The following is a 21,245-nucleotide window of genomic DNA, read 5'->3' on the forward strand; positions in this document are numbered from 1 at the left end:
ACCCCGGAATGAGGCTGAGTTTTGGCCCTGCAGCAGCTTTTCCCTTACGCACATACCGGCGGACGCTTGTCCTTCCAGGGCCGCACCTGCTCGAGCTGGCCAGCGAGGCGGAACAGCCTTGCTTCGTCGCCAAGCTTGGCGGCGAACATCATGCCGAGCGGCAGGCCGTCCTTGCTCCAGGCCAGCGGCACCGACATCGCAGGCTGGCCGGACATGTTGAACATCGAGGTACCCGGCATGTAGCGCCGCAGGAGCGGACCGATCTGTGCCAGGTCGTCCGACATGGTGTTGATCTCGCCGAGCCGGATCGGCGGCGTGCACAGCGTCGGACTGAGGAACACGTCGCAGCCCTCGAAGAAGATCGCGAGGCTGCGCGAGATTTGGAACGCCGCGAGCTGCGCGGCGATGTAGTCCGCCGACGTGATATTTTGTCCGTTGTGGGCGCTTGCCAGCGACAGGACTTCCAGATCGTCTCCCGTCACCGTGCGGCCGATGCGCTGCTCGATTGCTCGCACGCTGACCGCAGTGTTGCCGCTGACAATCGTCGTCATCACCGTGGATGGATCGGCGGGAAGGGTGGGGGCGCGCTCCTCGACATGATGGCCGAGGTCGGCGAGCAGTTTTGCGGTGTCGCGGACGGCTGCGGCGACCTCCGGGTCGATCGCCTCCCCATAGGGCGATTTGTCCGTGAAGGAGATGCGAAGCTGGCCGGGATCGCGGCTGACTTCCTGCGAGAACGGACGCGCCGGGGGCGGCGCGACATAGAGGCTCCATGGCTCCGGACCGTGGATCGCGTCCATCATCACGGCGCTGTCGCGCACGCTGATGCTGACGACATGCGAGGTCGAAAAGCCGCCCCAGCCCTCGCCACGATCGGGACCGACCGGATTGCGGGCCCGGCTCGGCTTCATGCCGAACACGCCGCAGGCAGAAGCCGGGATGCGGATCGAGCCGCCGCCATCGCTGGCGTGCGCCACGGGCAGGATGCGTGCGGCGACAACGGCGGCGGCGCCGCCTGAGGAGCCGCCGGAGGAATGCGCGAGATTCCAGGGATTGCGGGTCGGCCCGAACAGGCGCGTCTCCGTGGTCGGCATCAGCCCGAATTCGGGGCTCGCGGTCTTGCCGAAGATGGTCACGCCGGTGTCGAGGAAGCGGTGGGAGAGGGTGCTGCTGTGGTCCGCGACGAAATCCCTGTTAACGTTGGCGCCGGAGGTCGTGCGCGTTCCCTGCAGGAGGTCGAGGTCCTTCAGAAGGAACGGCACCCCCGTGAAGGGTCCGTCCGGCAATCCTTTCTCGATCTGCTGCTCGGCATAATTGTAGTGCTTGACGACGACAGCATTGATCTCCGGATCAACCTTGGCCGTGCGGGCGATCGCTTCGTCTAGCAGTTCGCGCGGGCTGACCTGCTTGTTGCGGACCAGCTCGGCGAGGCCCACCGCGTCGTAATTGCCGAATTCCTTGAAAGCCATATTCCACACCTAGAGCGAACGACGCGCATTCGTCTCTATCCCTCTTGCTGGAGCATGACCTTTCGGAAGCAGCGGTATCCACAGGCCATGCGCTGATGACGGGCCGATCGTTGTCGGCCCGTCCGAAGATAGACGGTTTTAACGGATTAGTTGAGCACGTCCTGGTTGATCACGTTCTGCCGCACCGGCGCGCCGTCAAGGACGCTCAGGATGTTGCGTGCGGTCTGCTCGCTCATCCGGTCGACGGCTTCGACCGTGACGCCGGCAACGTGTGGCGCCATGATCACGTTCGGCAGGCTGTGGAGGGCCTGGCCGACCGGTGGCGGCTCCTGCTCGAACACGTCAAGGCCGGCGCCGGCAAGCCTGTCCGATACCAGCGCGTCGTGCAGCGCCTTCTCATCGACGATGCCGCCGCGGGCGGTGTTGATGAGATAGGCGGTCGGCTTCATCAGCTTGAAGCGCGCCGCGTTGAACATGCCGATCGTTTCCGGCGTCTTCGGGCAATGGATGGTGACGAAATCAGCGCGTGGCAGCGCCGCGTCGAGATCCGGCACCGCCTCGCAGCCCGCGGCCGCGATTTCGCTCACCGGCTTGTAGGGATCGTAAACCAGCACCTGCATTTCCATCGCGAGGCACCGTTTGGCCGTGCGGGTGCCGATGCGGCCGAATCCGACGATCAACACCGTCTTGCCGTAGAGATCGAAGGGCAGCACGCCGAGCCGGTTCGCCCAGGCGCCATCCTTGACGACAGCATGCATTTCCTGCGCGCGCTTGGCCAGCGTCAGCATCATGAACAGGGCGTGTTCGGCCACTGACGGCGAGTTCGCCGTGCCCGCCACCATCAGCGGCACCTTGCGGCGCGAGAGCGCCGGGACGTCGACCGCGTCGTAACCGACGCCGATCCGCGTCACCACCTTCATATCTCCGGACGCTTCGAGCTCCGGCTCGCCGAAACGGGTGGCGCCAAGCGCGACACCATGGACCGGGGCATGCTGCTTCAGCAAGACCTCGAAATCCCTGGCGGAGATCAGGTTGGGAAATTCGACGAGTTCGATGTCGTCCCGTTCGTTGAGGAGAGCCCGCGCCCCCGGTGAGAAAGTTTGTGTGACAAAAATCTTCTTCTTGTTGGTGGTCATTTCCTGCCCTTGGCTGTTACGTCTTGCGTCGTCAAATCATGGTCCGATTCCATGGAATCGGACCATGATCCTATCTCTTTATTTGAGCATGGCCTTTTCGGAAAACCGGTTTCCACTTTTCCGGGCCATGCTCTAGAGGACGACGCCGGTCACCTCGTTTAGCAAATGCATGTTGTTGAGGTCCACAGCCAAGCGGAGCGGGGCACCATCCTGCGCGCCGGCATTCGGATTGACCCGGCCGCAGATCTGGGCGCCCTCGAGGGTGAAATAGACCAGGGTCTCCATGCCCATTGGCTCAGTGACGTCGAGCACGGCGTCGAACGGCTCGACTCCCGGGTGCAGATGCGGCCGGGCCTCGGCGATGTGTTCCGGCCTGATTCCGAGCAGGAGCTTGTCGGTGCGGGGCACGGCCTGGTAGCGGGCCGCACGTGCGGGCGGTAACGGGAAGGCGAGGCGGTCGGTCAGGCGCACATGCAGCCGCCCGCCGACATCCTCGAGTCGGCAGGGCACGAAGTTCATCGCGGGCGAGCCGATGAAGCTGGCGACGAAACGGGTCGCCGGCTTGTGGTAGAGCTCGTTCGGCGCACCGATCTGCTCGATGCGGCCATGATTCATCACTACCACGCGGTCGGCGAGCGTCATCGCCTCCACCTGGTCGTGGGTCACATAGACGGTGGTGGTGCGGACCTTCTGGTGCACCTTCTTGATCTCGATCCGCATCTGCACGCGCAATTTGGCATCGAGGTTGGACAAGGGTTCGTCGAACAGGAACACCTTGGGATTACGCACGATGGCGCGGCCCATGGCGACGCGCTGGCGCTGGCCGCCGGAGAGCTGCTTCGGCTTGCGGTCGATCAGGTCGGTGATGTCGAGCATGCGCGCCGCTTCCGTCACCCGGCTCTTGATCTCGGCCTTGGGATAGTGCTTCAGCCGCAGCCCGAAGGACATGTTCTCGGCCACCGTCATATGCGGGTAGAGCGCGTAGTTCTGGAACACCATCGCGATGTCGCGGTCCTTCGGCGGCACGTCGTTGACGATGTCGCCGCCGATCGTGATGTCGCCGTCCGAGATGTCTTCCAGCCCTGCGATCATCCGCAGCGTGGTCGACTTGCCGCAGCCGGATGGACCGACCAGCACCACGAACTCATGGTCGGCGATGTCGAGATCGATGCCGCGCACCGCTTCGACTTCGTCATAACGCTTCACGACTTTCCGCAGCGAAACTTCGGCCATGAGTTCAACCCTTTGTCGCGCCGGCGGTCAGGCCGGCAATGTAATAGTCCATCAGGAAGGCGTAAATGATCAGCGGCGGCGCGGCGCCCAGCAGCGCCCCGGTCATGATCTGTCCCCAGTTGAACACGTCGCCCTTGATCAGGGTGGTGATGATGCCGACCGGCAGCACGAGCTGGTCGGTCGAGGTCGTGAACACCAGGGGATAGAGGAACTGGGCCCAGGAGACCGTGAAGGCGAAGATCGTCGCCGCGATCAGGCCGGGCAGTGCGACCGGAATGAAGATCCGCGTCAACGTCTGGAACCAGGACGCGCCGTCGATGATCGCGGCCTCATCGAGCTCCTTCGGGATCGAGGCGAAATAGCCGATCATGATCCAGGTGCAGAACGGCACCGTCAGCGTCGGATAGATGAACAGCAGCACGTACCAGCGGTTGATGAGCTGGATGCCGGTCCAGTCGCCGATCAGGACGAACATCTTGAACAGCGGGATGAAGAGCAGCGTGTCCGGAATGAGGTAGGTCAGGAACACGCCGGTCGCGAGCGTTGCCGAGCCCCAGAACTTCATCCGCGCCAGCGCGAACGCCGCGGGCACGCTGATCAGCATGGTGATGGTCACCACAAAGATCGAGACCCAGGCCGAATTCCAGAAGAAGCGCAGGAACTGGTTCGATGTCAGCAGCCCGATATAGTTCTCAAGCGTCGGATGATACACCCACCACGGGTTGGTCGCCGCCGAGATCTCGGCGCTGCTCTTCAGCGAGGTGATCAGCATGTAGAGCGGCGGCGTCAGCGAGAAGATCGCGAACAGCACCAGGAAGAAATACGACCAGCGCAGCGCCCAGGCGCGGTCGCGGCTGATGCTGCCATATTTGACCTTGCGGCTCGGTCCGGCCTTGTCGATCGTGATTGCGCTCATCAGGCTTCGTTCCCTCGCTTGGAGATATCGCGCAGGATGAAGATCGCCGCGACCGCGAGGATCGGCACCATGAACAACGAGACGCTCGCGCCGAGCGGGATATCGCTGCCTTCGATGCCGATGCGGAACGCCCACGTCGCGAAGATGTGGGTGTGGTCGAGCGGGCCGCCGGCGGTGAGGATCCGCACGATATCGAAATTCGCGAAGGTGACGATCAAAGAGAACAATGTCGTGATCGCGATGATGTTGCGCATCATCGGCAGCGTCACATACCAGATGCGCTGCCACCAATTGGCGCCATCGATGGCGGCCGCCTCATAGAGCTGTTCCGGCACCGATTTCAGCGCCGCCAGGTACATGATCATGAAGAAGGGCGCGCCATACCAGACGTTGACGAGGATGACGGAGAAACGCGCCCAGTTCGCATCGCCGGTCCATGGGATCGGCCCGATGCCGAAGAAGGACAGCGTGTAGTTGAAGGCGCTGTAGGAGGGGTCAAACAGCCACAGCCAGGCGAGCGTGCTCATCGCCGGTGGGATCACCCAGGGCACCAGCAACATGCCGCGCCATCTGCGCTGCTTGTTGGCGGGAACGTTGTGCACGAAATGCGCGACGATGAAGCCGATCAACGCTTTGAAGATCACGGCCGAAATCGCGAAGATGCAGGACTGCTTCACCACCAGCCAGAACGTGTCGCGCTTGAACAGGAACTCGAAATTGCCGAGGCCGATGAATTTCGTCATCGACTTGTTCAGCGTCGCCAGATGCAGGGAGTAGAACGCGGGATAGATGACGAACGCCGCGACGAGGAGGATCAGCGGTAACGTCATCAGGAACGCGACCGTCGACTTGCGCCTCAGCGCATTGTGTAAACCGTTGCGCCTCCGTGTGGCTTTTGTTGCCTGGACACGGTTCGGGTGAAGGGCGACATCGGCCATGATCGATCTTCCTCGCGAGAGTTATTTCAACGGAGAATCCGGAACGTCGGACCTGATGCCGCCAACAGCGGCGACGGTCCGTGTCGCGGCGGCCGATTCGGGCCACCGCGACGACACGTTCGTTCTCAGCTCCGCATGAAGCCTTCACACTCGCCTTCGGCCCAGGCGAGCGTCTTTTCCATCGCTTCGCCCTGGGCATAGCGCAGGCACATTTTCGTCAGCGTTGCCTGCGCATAGATTTGCTGCGCGATCTTGGGCGGCGCCGGCGAGGCCGCGATCGACAGCGTTTGCCTATGGTAGGGGTCCGGATAGCTAAAGAGAGTGCCCTTCGGTGGCCCTTCCTCCTCCCAAACCTTCAGCTTCGTCAGATTCTCATAGGCGGGCAGGTCATAGCCGCCGCTCGCCACCACCATCTTCTCGACCGATGCCGGCTGCGACAGGTGGACCAGTAGGCTCTTGGCGGCTGCCTTGTTCTTCGAGAACGCCCAGATGTTCCAGAAGAAAGGCAGATAGGGTGCAAAGCGGCCTTTCGGTCCGGCCGGGAAGCCGTGCGTCCAGCACTGTTCGGCGATCTGCGGCGCGTCGCGTTTGGCGACGGCCCAGGCGCTGGGCGGATTCATGATCATCGCCCCTTTGCCCGAGACCAGCCACTTGTTGTTGGAAGCGTCGTCCCATGCCGACACATCCGGCGGCAGGAACGCGATCAGCTTCTTGTAGAACTCGAGCGACTGCCGCACCGCATCGGTCTTGACGGTCAGATTGCCCTTGGCATCGACGAGCTCGGCGCCGTACGACTGGAAGATCGCGCCCGCGGTGTCGACGTTGTCGCTGGTCTCGCCGAGGCCGATGCCGAAGGGAACACCGGCCTTATGGCAGGCTTCGGCCGCCTTCAGGAACGTGTCCAATGTCCAGTTCTCGTCTTTCGGCGGCGCGCCCGCCGGATACATTTCCTGCACATCGATGCCGGCATGTTTCTTCATCAGATCGATGCGCGAGCAGGGGCCCTTGATCTGGCTGCCAACGCTGGCGGGAACGCCGAGCCACTTGCCGTTGGCTTGCCCCAGATAATTGACCGTTCCGTTGACCTTGCCGTTCTGATTGACGAGCTGGTCCATGATGTCGTTGACGGGCTCGAGCAGTTCGGCGTGCGCCTGCGGCCACCAGGTGGGCATCTGCAGAATGTCATGGCCGGACTTCGCCTGGGCTTCGGCGGCGATCGTCAGCAGGTTCTTATTACCTTGGCTCGGGATGTAATCGATCGTCACCTCGACCTTTTCCTTCGCCGCCCATTCATTGACGAGCTCGGTCGAAGCCTTGTTGGCTCCGGGCACCCAATGATCCCAGAAACCAATCGAGAGCGTGCCCGCGGCATAGGCGCCGCGGATGTAAGGAGCCGTAACCAGCGCTGCCGATGACAGCGCTGTAGCCGCAACAAATTCTCGTCGAGACAGCTTCTTCCGTGACATGGCGTTCCCTCCCTGGTGAGCCGACGGTCAAAGACTTGCGAAATCTCGTTTTTGTTTTTTTGGCTCGCCGCATTCGAGGCGGCGGGGCGATTTCCTCATTTTAGATCAGAGCAGAATTGTCGGCGCCTGTCGAGAAATCAGGTGAATGCTTTCGTAGAACTAACGTTGTGTGCAAATTGCAGGCAGTCGGATCTGTTAATCTTTGCGCTATGCCTGCCGCAGGGCGCTGGCAGAAATCTTTTTGCGGCGCACGCGAGGCGTTGCAAAGCGGGCGGTCCAGGTCGCCCTCGCGGTTCACCTTTGGACCGAAGCGACGCCACAGGTAGACCTGCTCGCGCCGAGAACTATAAAGTCTGGAATCGGCGGTGCGTCAGCCGCAATCACGATCGATCATGGAGACTCCGATAATGCCAAGCTTGGTATCGAAGCTGCGTGCGCGCTTGAGGATCTGCGCCGCGCTGGCGGTGGCTGCTATCCTGTCCGTCAACGCCTCGCCGCGCGCGGAGGCGCAAGGGTTGGTTCAGGGCGTCCAGCAGGGGGCCCGTGAAGGCAACAAGGCCGCCGGGCCGGTCGGTGGCGTCTTGGGCGGCGCGATCGGAGGTGTGGTTGGCGTGGTTACGGGGGTGACCGGCGTACTCACCGGCACCAACACGAACCCGGCGCCAGCCGACAAGCAAGGCGCTCCGGCCAAGAGCAGCAAGGCCGCAAAGGCCGCAAAGGACGCAAAGGATAAGGCCGCCAAGCAGCCGCAGATGCTGACCCAGGCGAACGTGCCGCAGCTCTCGGCCGAACAGATCGTCGCCAACAGCGACTCCAATATCGAGCGGATCAAGAAGGAGCTGAATCTCACGCCCGAGCAGGAGAAGTATTGGGCGGGCTTCAATAGTGCGATGCACTATCTCGGTCACAACGGCGCCGATCGCGTGAACCTGCGCATTGCCCGCGCCAAGCGCGACCCGCCGGACGATATCGTCGAGCAGATGCGCAATGAGGCCCAGTTCCTCAACGACCGCGCGGTCGACCAGCGCAACGTGGCCGATGCCGCCGAGCCGCTTTATGCGAGCCTCGACGACAAGCAGAAGCAGACCTTCATCAATGAAATGGTCCGCTTGAGCCACGAGCGGGGGCTGGATTGAGCGGGGGCGCGCTTCGACAGCCGCCACGAATAGCCGGGCAACCATGCCCTGGGGTAGGTTGAAGGCGCGGCACCCGGCTATCCTGCCGCAGCGGCGCGGCCCCTCCAATCGTCATGCAAAGTTGAAGAAACCTCGACTGATTCAGGCCGGACTTATGGCTGATTGAAGGTCTTGTCGGGAACCCGTTGGCGGGGCGCCACAAAATGGCTTCGGCCAGCGCAGGGGCTGGCCGATGAACCGGTGTGGAACTTATGCCCGGAGAGCCTTTGCTAGACCTTGGCTAGGCCTTGGCGAAGTTGAGTTCCACGGCAACCCCGTCCGGGTCGTAGAAGAAGAACTGGGTGTCGCCGGTGCGTGGCACGATGCTTTCGCGGAACTGGATGTTGTGCTCCCGAAGGCGCCTGCGCACGCCATCGACGTCGGTCGCGGCAAACGCGATATGGTCGAGCCGGCCGGTGTCTTCGTATGTCTTCTCGGTGCCGCGGACCACGATGCCCTCGCGCGGCTTGCGGGTGCCCATCAGATGCACGGTGGCGACGCCGCCGGAATAAAGCCAGTAGCCGGGGAAATCGAGCGGCGGCCGCTCGCCGTTCTCGAGACCCAGCACGTCGCAATAGAAGTTCTTGGTCTTTTCGAGGTCCTGCGGTTCGATCGTGTAATGCTGTAGTCGGCCGAGCGGCATGGTGTTCTCCCTGGAAACTAGACGAAGGTCAGGTCGCAGTCGGCACCCATCATCCAGGCGCCGACGGTTTCGAAATGGCTGTGCCGGCCCTGCAGTTGCTGGGTCACGGTGTGGATGTCGCGGAAGCGGCGCTCGAGCGGATGGCCTTCGAAGATCGCGGTTGCGCCCGCGGCATTGTAGGCGAAGTCGACTGCCTCGCGCGCCTTGTGGATGGCGTGGGTGGCGGCCATGCGGATGGTGATCCGCTGCTCGACCGTGATGTCGTTGCCGGCGATGAGGTCTTTCCAGATGTCGGCCATCGATTGCAGCACGAAGCCGCGCGCAGCATGCAGATGGACTTCGGCCAGGGCCAGGCCGGACTGCACCACGGCGTTGTCGCGCAGCGGGCTCTTGGCGCCGCGCGGCACCTTGTTGCGCGCCACGTCGACGAAATTGTCGAGCGCACCGCGGGCGATGCCGCAAGCGACGCCGGCAAAGCCGACCTGGTAGCAGGTGCCTGACCCCATCCGGTAGAGCGGTCCGTCCTCGCGGCGTTCGCGCTCGAATTCGCGGGTGATCGAATGGTCCGCGCGGACGAAGAAGTCGTTCAGCGTGAACTGGTCGCTGGCGGTGCCGCGCAGGCCGACCGTGTTCCAGATGTCGGTCCATTCGACGTCCTCGGTCCGCACCAGCATGGTGCGCTCGATCGGCGCGCCATTGGCATCGCGTTTCGGCGAGCCGTCGGCCGCATAGACCGGGCAATGCGCGCCGAGCCAGGTGGCGTGTCGCCCGCCGGAGGCGAACGACCAGACGCCGGTGACGCGGTAGCCACCCTCGCATTCGACCGCCTTCACCTTTGGGCCGGGACCCCAGGCCAGCACCGCGCGGGGATCGCCGAACACCGCATGCGCGACCGGGAGGTCGAGATAGGCGGCCGCCATCGCGCAACCGCCGGCCTGGCTCAGGCACCACGCCGTCGAGGCATCGGCCTGGGCGATGGTCTCCATGACATGGAAGAAGGTGAGGGGATCGGTCTCGATCCCCTGCGACGACCGCGGCAGCAACAGGCGAAACAGCCTGTAGTCATGGAGCTGGTCGAGCAGCGCCGGTGGCAACCGGCGCGTTTGCTCGATCTCGTTTGCGGCCGCTGCGACCAGCGGCTGGATCGCTTTCGCGCGGGCGATCACGGCCGGATCGCCCGCAAGTTCGGCAGACGTCGCGATCATCGCTCAAAGCTCCTAGGCTTGCCGAACCGACGCGGTCGCGGCCACGTCGGCTCCGGCCGTCAGCTCGCTATCGATCTGTTCGATCGACTTGCCCTTGGTCTCGATGCCGAGGAAGTAATAGACAAGCCCGGCCATCAGGAACCAGCAGCCGAGATAGACAAAGGCGGTCGGGATTTGCGTCAGCGGCACATCAGGCTTCAGGTAGTTGCTGGAGCCGACGATCAGCGCAAGGCCGACCGGGCCGATGATCTTGCCGATGCCGCCGAAGCCATAGGCCGAGCCCATGCCGGTGGTGCGCAGATGCGAGGGCCAGACCTCCGCCGCATAGGGCCCGACAATGGCAAAGCCGCCATCGGCGAAGAAGAACGCCAGGGTCAAGAGCAGCCAGAACGCGGAGACGCCGAACATCGTTGCGTCGTAATGATAGCCCGCGATGATCGTCAGCGCGCCGGCGCCGAAGCCGAGCAGGCCGCCGGAGGTCCGCCGTCCCAGGAGCTCCGAGAGATAGGAGAAGGAGATGCGGCCGAGGAAGCCGGACACGCTGAGCAGGATCATCATCTTGGCGGCTTCCTGCGGCGTCACCTTCAGGATCAGCACGAACAGCGCCGGCGCCCACAGGGTGATGCCGTAAACGCCGGTCTGGGCGCCGGCATTGCCGAGCCAGGAGACGATCAGGCTGCGCGGATATTTGAAGAGATCGAGCCAGCTCGTCTTGATCACCGGGCCGGCATCGGCCGCTGTCGGCAGCGGGAGGGAGGACGGCTCCACTTGCAGCGCCCAGGCGAGCGACTTGCGCGCTTCCTCGTAGCGGCCCTGGCGGCACAGCCAGCGCGGGCTCTCCGGAACCCAGAGCCGGACCAGCAGCACGAGCAGGGACGGCAGCACGCCGATCGCAAACATCAGCCGCCACTGGTCGGAGCCCATGAACGCCCCAAGGACGGCGCCGAGCCCGACGCCGAGCGGGATCACGCAGGTGACGAGGCCGCCGACCCAGCCGCGCTTGTGCGAGGGCACGAACTCCTGCACGAGCGGCAGGTCCACGCAATAAAGCCCGCCGACGCCGGTGCCGACGAAGAAGCGCAGGACCGCGAGATAGATCCAGCCGTTATCGGGGGTAAAGTACAGAAGGCCGGTGGCGATGGAGAAGTTGAGCACGGTGCCGATGAACACGATGCGGCGCCCGACCCGGTCGGCGAGCCATCCCCAGACATAGGCTCCGATGATGGCGCCGATGCCGGAGCTCATCAGCACCGTCGCCGACTGTCCGAAGGTGAGCTTCCACGGCCCGATCAGGAAGGCGAGCACGAAGCCGATCAGGAAATAATCGAAGAATTCCAGCGCGTCGCCGATGATAGCAGCCGAAAGGATCTTGATCTGGTTGCCGGTCAGACTCCTCCGGCGATCGAGAATCTCGAACATGGCGTTTCCCCATGGCGCCTGTTCATTTGATTCAAGCGGGCGTCGCGCCCATCACCCCGCCTATGGACGACGAAGCTATCCTTGAGCTGCGGCGAACGACAAGCCCACCAGCACGCGGAGCACGTCTGCGTTGTGACAATGAGGCGATGTATCCCGCTCTGCACAATCGCATGTGCGAGAGCGAAAAGGCCTAGCGCTTGAGCAGGGTCTTGAGCTTCGCGTCCAGCTCTTCGTAGGACATCGCGCCCTTCCATTGTTCGCCATTGACGAAGAAGGTTGGCGTGGCGTCGACCTTGAGCGTCTCCATTGCGTAGCGCTGGTCGGCGGCGATCTTGTCGAGCAGCGCCTGGTCGGTCTCGCAGGTTTCGACTTCCTGCTCGCTCATCCCGTTGAGTTTGCCGACCAGGAACAGCGTTTCCTTGGTTTGATCCATCAGGCGGGCCTGCTGCTTGAACAGTGTCTCGATGACGGCCAAATGCTTTTCCGGATCGTCCTTGCCAATGCAACGCACCAGCATCGAGGCGGCTGCGGCCTTGATGTCGAGCGGGAATTCGCGAAACACGAACCGGACCTTGCCGGTGTCGATATATTTCGAACGCAGCATCGGAAAGACGTTTTCGCCGAACGCTGCGCAATGCGGACAGCTCATCGAGGCATATTCGATGATCGTCACCGGCGCCTTCGGCGAGCCGATTGCGATGTCGGGCAATGATACGGGCTTGGCGAGGGCCGCTGCGGTCGCGCTTTGTGCCTTCGCCTCCCGATCCATCGGCGGAGCAAGTAGCGCAAGCAGGACAGTGAACCCCAAGGCGGCGCTGGTCGTACGATTGAGAACAGGCAAGGAAAATACTCCGCGAGTGAACGCTTCTTTCCGATAACAACCACGCAGCCAACTATCGCCGAGCCAGCGGCAGGCCGAGCCGGCCGATGCCGGGGAACTTCAGGGCAGGGCGACGGATATCGATGCCAAGGACTCCGCCGAACAAGTTCAGTTCGATCCCTTCGATCCAGCCCATCGTCAGACCGAGATAACCGCCCAATGTGGCGAAGACACCGGTGCGTGACGCAGTGATGCCATACCACTCGCCCCGATAGGGATAGTCCTTGCCGATTGCCGTCGGCGGCAGCACCGCTTGCAGCTCAGGGACGGCGTCGAGCGCCGCCTGAACAAATGTGTTCGAGTTCGGACCAGGCCAGGCGCTGTAATCGCCATCGTCGCGAAATCTGTAATTCTCGATGACCGCCCGGATCTTCGGAACCAACGGCTCAGCTTTCGCGCCGTCCACGCTCACGATTGCTTCCGGCACGGCACCGAACCATCGGCCGTCGGCCACGAATCCGTCGATCCGGATCGGCGCACCCCACGCCGTGTAGTCGTAGCGGCTGTAGCGCGGCGCGTCTCGTTCCTTAACCACGATCCAGGTGTGGACCGCAAAAATCCCGCGCCACCGCACGGTGCGCGCAGCATAGACGCGGATGACGGCGTCAGGATGTTCGGAGGCTTTGGGCAAGAGGCCGGCGCTCGAGCGGTCAGCCGTCTGCCAACTGACGCGCCGGTCTCCGAGCAAATAGGTGACCGTCGAAAAGGCAAGCGGAACGACAATCAGCAGGACAAGGAGGACCACGGATTTCTTCACAGAGGGACATCGGCGGAGGGGTGGTCATCTCGATCTAAGCATTCCGGTCCGCCGGAACCAGAGCGGGCCAGAGGGCATCAATATTTCTTCATTTCGGAGGCAAAGCCGACCCATAGCGCGACCGAGACCAGGCCGAGTGCGCCGAGCAGGACAAATGTGGGCGGATAGCCGATCCATTGCGCGATCCAGCCGCCGAGCGCGGGGCTGAGCGAAGCGCCGACGCCTTGAACGGTGATCACCGCGCCCTGTCCGAGATTGATGCGGCCGGTACCGTTCAGCGAGCGGGCGACCATTCCGGGGACCGCGACGCTCTGCAGGCCGGTGCCGATGCCGTCAAGAATTTGCACCGGCAGCACGCCCCACCATCCCGTGAGGAAGAACGCCAGGATGCCGCGCACCGGCAACACCAGGAAGGACGCGAGCAGCACCGGCCAATAGCTGCGGCTTTCCGCCGCGCGCATGCCGACGATCGAGGTCACGATCATGACGGCCTGCGCGATCACGATCGTGGTCGCCACAAAATCCGGGCCCTTGGCGTGGCCGTCGGCAACCGCGGCCAATCCATAAAGCGGAATGATCGCGGCATTGCCGAGATGGAAGGCGGCAAGCGCGAATGCGAGGACGAGCAGCGGCTTGTGCCTTGCCAGAACGGTGAAGCCGCTTGGCTGGCTCTCCGGGTCATCCTCCTTGGTGCCGCGCGCGGCGTTGTTGTCGATGGCCTTTGGTGGGATCAAGAGGACGCAGGCGATCGCAATGGCGCCGAAGAGCGCCGCCAGCAGGAATACGGCCGTGTAGCCGTACTTCCAGCCGAGATAGCCCGATACGGCCGCGCCGACCATGTTGCCGGCATGGTTGAAGGCCTGGTTGCGGCCGTTCTGCCGGTTGAAGCCCTTCTGCCTGACGATGCCAAGCGTGATGCCGGTGACGGCCGGAACGATGGCCGCGCCGGCAAGCGAGGTCGCGATTTGCGATGCAGCGACGGCCCAGAAGTTCTGCGAGAGGAGAATGAGGGCCGAGGCGATGACAACGGCGACGCCAGGCACGATCACCCAGGCGCGCTTGTGCCTGCTTGCATCGATGAAGCCGCCGATCGGCGTCGTGATCAGCATGCCCGCGACGTTGCCTATCGTCATCGCGGTCCCGATCCAGCCGCTCGCCCAGCCATGCGCCTGCAGGAAGACGCCGACGAATGGCCCGATGCCGGACTGCATGTCGGCCATGAAGAAGTTGAGAGCGAGCAGAGGCCACAGCCGCGCCGCCTTGTCTGATCGCTCATTCTTCTTGCTGACACGCATGGCAAGTAGACTCGTGGCTAGTTAAGTGATCACCAGATGATTCTCCGAGACCGGCGGCGGCCTTCCGCCGAGGCGGTCGGAACAAAGCGCGGGATCATGAATTTGAAGGCGATGGTTCAAATCGACGTTCTTGAAAAACCGATCGAACGCATCAAGGAAACCTGCGTGATGATGGGCATCACGGAGAAGTTCGAGCGCGCGCTTCCGGAGCTCGAGACGTTCCTGGAAGGCGAAGTAGCGAAGGGCGAGACCCGCGAGACGCGGCTGACTTACGATGGACTCTGCTACCTCAAGCAGGTCTTCTCGAGAAAGTAACAGCACGGCACACGGGAAGGTTTTCACGACTGCTCATCGGACGACGGCTCTGACGCGGCTTCATCATCCGCCACGGGAGCCATCGCAAAAGTTTTGCACTTGGCATCAACGTGACGCCGCAGGGATCGTTCCCGATCGCCGTCTCGGCTAGCGCCACATCCCGCGCATCTTGGCGCCGATGTCGACCGGCGCTGCACGATCTGCCGCCACGGCGGTCGCCGCACGAGCGATCGGCCAGACGGTGCGCTCGAACAGCGGCACCAGCCTTTCCGGGATGAAACGCGTGCGTGAGGCGTACATGTGCCGGTCGCCTTTGGCGCTCTGGCCGTGGACGAAGAAGCGCTGCGGCACGATCAGGTGCAGATCATCCTTGGCGCGGGTCATGGCGACGTAGAGCAGGCGGCGCTCCTCTTCCAGCTCGGCGCTGGTCCCGGCGCCGAGATCCGACGGCATGCAGCCGTCGACGACGTTGAGCACGAAGACCGACTTCCACTCCTGTCCCTTGGCGGAATGGATCGTCGACAGGATCAGATAGTCCTCGTCAAGCAGGGGCGGCCCGGCCTGGTCGCTGGTCGCATCCGGCGGGTCGAGCGTGAGCTCGGTCAGGAAGCGCTCGCGCGACGGATAGCCGCTTGCGATCTGTTCGAGCTGGATCAAGTCGGCGCGGCGGACCTCGGCGTCCTCATGGATACGGTCGAGATGCGGCTCGTACCACAGCCGTGCCCGCTCGATATCGACCGGCCACTCGGAATACCGGAGGTTCTCGATCGCGCGGACAAATCCCTTCCAGTCTTCGCCGGCGCGCGGCGGCGAAGGCAGGGTGCAGAGTGCGGCAATCGGATCGGCAGCCTCGGCCATGCGGTCGAGCACCCGCTGCGCCGAGCTTGGCCCGACGCCCGGCAGCAGATGCAGGATGCGAAAACCGGCGACGCGGTCGCGCGGGTTCTCCACGAAGCGCAACAACGCCAGCATGTCCTTGACATGGGCGGCGTCGAGGAATTTCAGCCCGCCGAACTTCACGAAGAGAATGTTGCGGCGGGTAAGTTCGACTTCCAGCGGACCGCTATGCGAGGAAGTGCGAAACAAGACCGCCTGCTGCTTGAGCAACGCGCCTTCCTCGCGGTTGGCCAGGACCTGCTCGACGATGTAACGCGCCTGATCGGCCTCGTCGCGGACGGCGACGAGCTGCGGCTTGCGCGACGATGTCCGCTCGGTCCACAGATTCTTGGTGAAGCGCTCCTTGGCCAGTGCGATCACGCCGTTTGCGGCCGACAGGATCGGCTCGGTCGAGCGATAGTTGCGATCGAGCGTGATGAGCTCCGCCCTCGGCGTAAACTGGTCCGGAAAGTCGAGGATGTTGCGGACTGTGGCGGCGCGGAACGAATATATCGACTGCGCGTCATCGCCCACGACTGTAAGTCCGTTCCCTCCGGGTTTCAGCGCGAGCAGGATCGATGATTGCAGGCGGTTGGTGTCTTGGTACTCGTCGACCATGACATGGTCGAAGCGGCCGCCGATCTCGTCGGCAAGCGCAGCATCGGTCACCATCTGCGCCCAATAGAGCAGGAGGTCGTCATAATCGAGCACGTTCTGCTGCTGCTTGGCGTCGACGTAAGCGGCGAACAGACGCTTCAGTTCGCCCGCCCAACCCGAGCACCAGGGATAGAACGCGCCGAGCACGCCCTCGATCGGCGTCTCGGAATTGACGCAGCGGGAATAGATCGCAAGGCACGTTCCCTTGGTCGGGAAACGACTCTCGGTTTTGGAGAAGCCGAGGTCGTGCCTGACAAGGTTGATGAGATCGGCGGAATCCTCGCGGTCATGGATGGTGAAGGCAGGATCGAGCCCGATTCGCTCCGAATATTCCCGCAACAACCGCGCGCCGATGCCGTGAAAGGTGCCGGACCAGGCGAGGGCATCGGTCATGACGCCGGCGTTGTCGCCGAGCACGCGGCGGGCGATCCGTTCGACGCGCTTGGTCATTTCCGCTGCCGCGCGGCGCGAGAAGGTCATCAGGAGGATGCGGCGTGGGTCAGCACCGCTGACGATCAGATGCGCGACGCGGTGGGCCAGCGTGTTGGTCTTGCCTGATCCGGCGCCGGCGATCACCAGGAGCGGCGCGCCAATGGTTCCATCCGGCCCGACGCCGTGCTCGACGGCGCGCCGTTGCGCAGGATTGAGCGCATCTAGATATGTGTCTTTGCTGTCCGCGAGCACGAATCACCCCGGAGAAAGCTAACAGAGATCGGACCTGTGGGGATGAACGTCCAGGGCGCGAGACAGAATTAGATTGACTTTGGCTACGCCCGTTGCACAACCGCGTCATGGGTGACGTATCGAGTTCCGACACACCGCTGAAGGCGACGTTCAAGATCAAGCTGAACGGCGAGACGGTCACCATTGCGACCGTCGGCCAGGCCTATCGCTTCATCACCAATCTGAACTCGGTGGAGTGGATGGAATTCCGCACGCTGCACGACGAGGCGGTCAGCGCGCTGGAGAAAGCCGCCGACAACGCGATGCTGGCGATCCCGGCGACCAATGCGCTGCGCGCGCTATTCGTGCGCGCAAAACTTCTTTGAAAGGAAACGGGCCGCCTGGCCCCCAAGGCAGCCTCCGGATTGCAGCCGCGGCGAAATTCAGCCCGGGCCGCCCTGTTGTACCGCCGTTACCTTGTTTGCGGCCATAACAGGCTTTGCTTACGCAATAGGCCGTGATTCGGCCATGACCGTACGAACACGGTCACGACGCGTCCTCCACCAGCAAGCGGTCATAGGCAAGCGCGGAGCGCAGGTTGATGGTGGCGATCTTCAGATAGCGCGATTCCTTCATGGCATTGTTCAGCATCAGGATCGCCGTTCGCCAGTGAACGCGTTCGCGCTGATCCTCAGTGAGCGATGAAAAGAAATCCGCCACGTCGCCAACGGTTGCGATCGTCCGCCCGTCCGTCAACGCAAGCGGGAACGGGAGCGGCGAATTCCTTTCGATATCCAGCAAGAGACGCTCCGGGCAACGACCAACCGACGCTTAAGTCACCCGGCTATATCATTTGTTAACAGGAGGCGAGGGGCTGTCAGGCTAAAGCGCGATGACTTTTCTTCGAATCGTCATCCCGCTTTAGCTCTTCGTTTGAGCATGATCTCCGCGCAAACGCTTCGCGTTTGTCGCGAGGGAAAACCGGCGTCCACTTTTCCGGATCATGCTTTAGAACGAATCCGCCAGCGCAATTTCCGCTTCGAGCGCCTGAATGCGGCGCTCGGCTTCTTCAAAGCTCAGATGCCCCGCGTATTGCCTGGGCTGGTAGGCCTCCTCCGCAAGACCCCTCAATCGCAATGCCTGGGCGCGGGTCATTTGAGCACTGGCGCGCTCGCGTACCCCGCCATATTTCGCCACCGGTGTCCTCATGGGTCTGCCTCATGGTCTCAAATCCGTGACTTGACTTTATGTTCTATTTTTGTTCTAACAAGGCATGGATAATAGAATTAATGAAATCCGTCGCAAGATCAGTACGTTACGGGACGAGATGATCGTCGCCGAGGGCGTGGTCCGCGATCAGATCAATCACGATCACGATTGCACGGAAGCGGCGCGCCGGCTGCTTGCCATGCGTTCGGAGATGACTGAGCTGATCGGTCAGTGGAAAGCTGCCGGCGGCAGCGAACGGCTGCCCGACGTCAGAGAGCACCTGAAACGGCAGCCGGTTGTGCGACCGAAGAAGGATTGAGCGCAACAACCAGCCTCGCCAGCGGACCCGCGCTTTCGGGTCGGGCGGGAGCTTGAGCCCGCGACCTGAATGCACGGTTGCCAACCGGCGCCGGCTGACACGGATGCAACCACTGCCATGAGCGAGGGTGTACCGGAGTCACGTGGAGGCTCCTCCCTAGAACTATCCGGCGGAGCCAGCTTCCGCCGGACTTTTTTTCGGCCGCATGGCTAGCACCGATCGGCCTTAGGCGGAGGCGTTTGCAATAACGAACGTCAATTCTTGGAACGTCAATCGACGATTGTTTCGGAAAGAGGCCGGTTCAGCCGGGAGAAACGCTGGAGGCGACCTTCCAGCAGGGCGTCCATGCCACGGCGGTGCAACCATAGCAGTCCGACTGCAAGCTGGCGAAGATCGTTGCGGTCGGCACCGACGGGAAGCCTGCGCGCGCGGCGCAGCGCGTCGGCCGCCTGTCGCTCCAATGGAGATCGCTTACGTTCCATAAGCTCGGCCCCCGGCGGCCATCAATAATAACTACATCGAATAATGACAAGATGGCCCATTTCGGCCGCCGCAACCGTCACATAGGTTAACTTCGGAGAGTTTTGTGTCGGACGGGAACGATGAATGACGATCGCAACCCGCTGCTCACACTGATCTCCTGCGTCATCTGCAGGAAGACGATGCGGCTCGAGCGGAGCACGCCGGGCGAGGATGGCAAGGACGTCATTCAATATCGCTGCGAGGAATGCGGGCGCATCGAACGGGTCCGGCTCGTCCGGGGAAGCTGGCCGTCCACGAGCCAGGCTGGTTGACGAGGTCGCCAAGCGGCTTCAGCTCGTCAGGCTCAGGCCGCCGACGTGACCAACTCGGTGCCCGGATAGGCGACCATCCAATCGTCCAGCAATTCATCGGAGCTGGAATCGTCGAGCACGAGCGGACGACATGCCGCCAAATCCCTCCGGTGCGCGAGCTTGCTGCGTTTCGGCGGTCTCCTGCGGGTCGTCATTGGCCATCGATGCTCCAGCGGCATTTCCCATGGCTGTCGCAACAACAGATCTGGAGGCGGGCAGGTTCCTGCGCGCGGCAAGAAATGGCGACCCGCGCCGCGGGGTCAGTCGTGCCCGGTCAGCTTGGATAACTCACGGCTGAGCTCGTGAAGCTGGTAGGGCTTGCGGAGGACTGGAAAATCCATCCTGGCGTGCTTGGCGGAATCGGAATAACCGGTCGTGAGCAGGACCGGCAGCGTCGGGTTTCGTTCCCTGATCGCGCGCGCCAGCTTCAGTCCGTCCATCTTGCCGGGCATGATGATGTCGCTGAACACGAGGTCGACATCGTCAGCCTCGATCTCTTGCAGCGCCGTTTCGGCGTTAGGCACCCAGCGGACGGTGTAGCCGAGTTGCTCGAGCAGCCCGGCGCTCGCGTCGGCCACAGCGGGGTTGTCCTCGACCAGCAGGACGGTTGCCGAGGCTTGCTTGTTCACGCTCTCCTGTTCGTAATGCTCGGCCGCGCTGCTGCGGGGCAGGCGGAGGCGGACCGTGGTGCCCTTGCCAAGCGCGCTTTCGATCTCGATCGTCCCGCCGGCCTGGTGGACGAAGCCATGCACTTGGGAGAGGCCGAGGCCGGTTCCCTTGCCGATGGGCTTGGTGGTGAAAAAGGGATCGAACACCTTGCTGAGCACATCTTGTGGAATGCCCGCGCCGCTATCCTCAACTGAGATCAGAACCTGATCCTTGTCCAAGTCATTGTGCGCCGACACGGTGACGGTGCCGCCTTCCGGCATCGCATCGCGGGCGTTGATGACAAGGTTGAGGAGGGCGGTTTCGAACTCGGTGGGATCGATGAAGACCGGCCAGACGTCGGGCTGGATATCGATCTGCAACGTCACCATGCTGCCGAGCGCACTCGCTAGCACCTCACGCACGGACGTGATCTGGCGATCGACGTCGATGGTCCGCGGATTGACACTCTGTCGTCGGGCGAAGCTGAGGAGCTGGCTGGTGAGGGACGCGGCACGTTGAGTAGCGGTCTCGATCGCACTCAGCGCGCGCAGGGCCTTCACGCTCGTCAGCTCCTTCTTGATCTTGTGCAGATTGCCCGAGACGATCATCAAGAGATTGTTGAAGTCGTGCGCGACACCGCCGGTCAGTTGGCCGAGCGCGTCCATCTTCTGGGATTCCGCAAGCTGCCGCTGTATCTGCTCCAGCTTGAGCTGCGCTTCGCGTCGCTCCGTGATGTCGCGGGTGATCTTGGCAAAGCCGATCAGGCGGCCGGAGGGATCGCGAATCGGGTCGATCACAACGCTCGCCCAGAAGAACGAGCCATCCTTGCGGACGCGCCAGCCTTCTTCCTCGTAGTGACCGGTCTCCTCGGCGATCTTCAAGGCCCGCGCCGGCTTGCCCGCCGCCCGATCTTCGGGGGTATAAAAGCGCGAGAAGTGCTGGCCGATGATTTCCTCGGGCGCGTAGCCCTTGATTCGCTCGCCGCCGGCATTCCAGTTCGCGACGATGCCCTGTGGGCTCAGCATATAGAGCGCGTAGTCGGTGACGCCCTTGACCAAAAGACGGAAATTTCGCTCGCTCTCGAAGTAGTCCCTTTCGAGCTGTTTGGTCTTCTTGGCCATCTGAAATCCTGCCCCGCGGACGCCAACGCCAAGGTGAGATTTTCGTTCCCGCTTTACGCTTAAGTCTAACAG

General features: G+C 62.9%; 23 protein-coding genes. 5 read left to right on the top strand and 18 right to left on the bottom strand.

The window, feature by feature from the left end; translation table 11 throughout:
- Positions 1-44: 44 nt before the first annotated feature.
- From OZ411_RS32080 to OZ411_RS32105, 6 genes are all read right to left on the bottom strand, one after another.
- Positions 45-1,469 (bottom strand): amidase, encoded by a 1,425-nt coding sequence (locus OZ411_RS32080; RefSeq protein ID WP_282531161.1) that lies wholly within the window; start codon positions 1,467-1,469, stop codon positions 45-47.
- A 146-nt stretch (positions 1,470-1,615) separates the two neighbouring features.
- The gene (locus tag OZ411_RS32085) at positions 1,616-2,605 is read right to left on the bottom strand and encodes a hydroxyacid dehydrogenase (protein ID WP_282531162.1); all 990 of its coding nucleotides are present in this window, start codon (positions 2,603-2,605) and stop codon (positions 1,616-1,618) included.
- A gap of 132 nt (positions 2,606-2,737) precedes the next feature.
- Complete coding sequence (gene ugpC / locus OZ411_RS32090) at positions 2,738-3,838, bottom strand: sn-glycerol-3-phosphate ABC transporter ATP-binding protein UgpC (RefSeq protein WP_130578204.1); 1,101 nt, start codon at positions 3,836-3,838, stop codon at positions 2,738-2,740.
- Positions 3,839-3,842: 4 nt separating this feature from the next.
- Entirely contained in the window at positions 3,843-4,754 is a 912-nt protein-coding gene (locus OZ411_RS32095; RefSeq protein ID WP_130578205.1) for a carbohydrate ABC transporter permease, read from the bottom strand.
- Positions 4,754-5,692, bottom strand: a complete 939-nt coding sequence (locus OZ411_RS32100; RefSeq protein ID WP_130578206.1) for a sugar ABC transporter permease — start codon at positions 5,690-5,692, stop codon at positions 4,754-4,756. Before OZ411_RS32100 ends, OZ411_RS32095 begins: the two co-directional genes overlap by 1 nt.
- 125 nt (positions 5,693-5,817) lie before the next feature.
- The gene (locus OZ411_RS32105) at positions 5,818-7,158 is read right to left on the bottom strand and encodes an extracellular solute-binding protein (protein WP_130578207.1); all 1,341 of its coding nucleotides are present in this window, start codon (positions 7,156-7,158) and stop codon (positions 5,818-5,820) included.
- 407 nt (positions 7,159-7,565) lie between these two features.
- On the opposite strand from OZ411_RS32105, the gene OZ411_RS32110 reads away from it, so the two are divergent.
- Positions 7,566-8,294: a Spy/CpxP family protein refolding chaperone gene (locus OZ411_RS32110; protein ID WP_282531163.1), complete on the top strand. Its 729-nt coding sequence runs from the start codon at positions 7,566-7,568 to the stop codon at positions 8,292-8,294.
- Between the two features lie 280 nt (positions 8,295-8,574).
- Here OZ411_RS32110 and OZ411_RS32115 read toward each other — a convergent pair whose 3' ends face one another.
- The 6 genes from OZ411_RS32115 to OZ411_RS32140 all read right to left on the bottom strand — a co-directional run bounded on the left by OZ411_RS32115 (position 8,575) and on the right by OZ411_RS32140 (position 14,532).
- Complete coding sequence (locus tag OZ411_RS32115; protein WP_282531164.1) at positions 8,575-8,976, bottom strand: VOC family protein; 402 nt, start codon at positions 8,974-8,976, stop codon at positions 8,575-8,577.
- Between the two features lie 17 nt (positions 8,977-8,993).
- Complete coding sequence (locus tag OZ411_RS32120) at positions 8,994-10,181, bottom strand: acyl-CoA dehydrogenase family protein (RefSeq protein ID WP_282531165.1); 1,188 nt, start codon at positions 10,179-10,181, stop codon at positions 8,994-8,996.
- Between the two features lie 12 nt (positions 10,182-10,193).
- Entirely contained in the window at positions 10,194-11,600 is a 1,407-nt protein-coding gene (locus OZ411_RS32125) for an MFS transporter (protein ID WP_282531166.1), read from the bottom strand.
- A gap of 190 nt (positions 11,601-11,790) precedes the next feature.
- Positions 11,791-12,408: a DsbA family protein gene (locus OZ411_RS32130; protein WP_282531183.1), complete on the bottom strand. Its 618-nt coding sequence runs from the start codon at positions 12,406-12,408 to the stop codon at positions 11,791-11,793.
- An 85-nt stretch (positions 12,409-12,493) separates the two neighbouring features.
- The gene (locus tag OZ411_RS32135; RefSeq protein WP_282531167.1) at positions 12,494-13,225 is read right to left on the bottom strand and encodes a DUF3750 domain-containing protein; all 732 of its coding nucleotides are present in this window, start codon (positions 13,223-13,225) and stop codon (positions 12,494-12,496) included.
- Positions 13,226-13,314: 89 nt separating this feature from the next.
- Entirely contained in the window at positions 13,315-14,532 is a 1,218-nt protein-coding gene (locus tag OZ411_RS32140) for an MFS transporter (protein ID WP_282531168.1), read from the bottom strand.
- A gap of 36 nt (positions 14,533-14,568) precedes the next feature.
- On the opposite strand from OZ411_RS32140, the gene OZ411_RS32145 reads away from it, so the two are divergent.
- Positions 14,569-14,847 (top strand): hypothetical protein, encoded by a 279-nt coding sequence (locus tag OZ411_RS32145; RefSeq protein ID WP_282531169.1) that lies wholly within the window; start codon positions 14,569-14,571, stop codon positions 14,845-14,847.
- A gap of 147 nt (positions 14,848-14,994) precedes the next feature.
- On the opposite strand, the gene OZ411_RS32150 is transcribed toward OZ411_RS32145, so the two are convergent.
- The gene (locus OZ411_RS32150) at positions 14,995-17,064 is read right to left on the bottom strand and encodes an ATP-dependent helicase (protein WP_282531170.1); all 2,070 of its coding nucleotides are present in this window, start codon (positions 17,062-17,064) and stop codon (positions 14,995-14,997) included.
- A gap of 107 nt (positions 17,065-17,171) precedes the next feature.
- Here OZ411_RS32150 and OZ411_RS32155 point away from each other — a divergent pair, with 107 nt between their 5' ends.
- The gene (locus tag OZ411_RS32155) at positions 17,172-17,429 is read left to right on the top strand and encodes a hypothetical protein (protein ID WP_028166438.1); all 258 of its coding nucleotides are present in this window, start codon (positions 17,172-17,174) and stop codon (positions 17,427-17,429) included.
- Between the two features lie 160 nt (positions 17,430-17,589).
- Here the strand turns inward: OZ411_RS32155 and OZ411_RS32160 are convergent, their stop codons facing one another.
- Together OZ411_RS32160 and OZ411_RS32165 are read right to left on the bottom strand one after the other, a co-directional pair.
- Positions 17,590-17,844 (bottom strand): hypothetical protein, encoded by a 255-nt coding sequence (locus tag OZ411_RS32160; protein WP_130578217.1) that lies wholly within the window; start codon positions 17,842-17,844, stop codon positions 17,590-17,592.
- A gap of 207 nt (positions 17,845-18,051) precedes the next feature.
- A complete protein-coding gene (locus OZ411_RS32165) occupies positions 18,052-18,240 on the bottom strand; it encodes a hypothetical protein (RefSeq protein WP_282531171.1) in 189 nt (62 codons plus the stop codon).
- 130 nt (positions 18,241-18,370) lie between these two features.
- Here OZ411_RS32165 and OZ411_RS32170 point away from each other — a divergent pair, with 130 nt between their 5' ends.
- Positions 18,371-18,571 carry a hypothetical protein gene (locus tag OZ411_RS32170; protein ID WP_130578218.1) on the top strand — a complete coding sequence of 67 codons (201 nt, stop codon included), beginning with the start codon at positions 18,371-18,373 and terminating at the stop codon, positions 18,569-18,571.
- Between the two features lie 269 nt (positions 18,572-18,840).
- Here the strand turns inward: OZ411_RS32170 and OZ411_RS32175 are convergent, their stop codons facing one another.
- Complete coding sequence (locus OZ411_RS32175) at positions 18,841-19,053, bottom strand: hypothetical protein (RefSeq protein WP_282531172.1); 213 nt, start codon at positions 19,051-19,053, stop codon at positions 18,841-18,843.
- A gap of 120 nt (positions 19,054-19,173) precedes the next feature.
- Between OZ411_RS32175 and OZ411_RS32180 the strand changes: the two genes are divergently transcribed.
- Positions 19,174-19,365 (top strand): hypothetical protein, encoded by a 192-nt coding sequence (locus OZ411_RS32180; protein WP_282531173.1) that lies wholly within the window; start codon positions 19,174-19,176, stop codon positions 19,363-19,365.
- Positions 19,366-19,397: 32 nt separating this feature from the next.
- Here the strand turns inward: OZ411_RS32180 and OZ411_RS32185 are convergent, their stop codons facing one another.
- A complete protein-coding gene (locus tag OZ411_RS32185; protein ID WP_282531174.1) occupies positions 19,398-19,559 on the bottom strand; it encodes a hypothetical protein in 162 nt (53 codons plus the stop codon).
- A 105-nt stretch (positions 19,560-19,664) separates the two neighbouring features.
- Positions 19,665-21,173, bottom strand: a complete 1,509-nt coding sequence (locus OZ411_RS32190) for a PAS domain-containing sensor histidine kinase (RefSeq protein WP_282531175.1) — start codon at positions 21,171-21,173, stop codon at positions 19,665-19,667.
- Between the last annotated feature and the right edge of the window lie 72 nt (positions 21,174-21,245).

The organism is Bradyrhizobium sp. Arg237L (genome assembly GCF_029990105.1).
Taxonomy (GTDB): Bacteria; Pseudomonadota; Alphaproteobacteria; order Rhizobiales; family Xanthobacteraceae; genus Bradyrhizobium.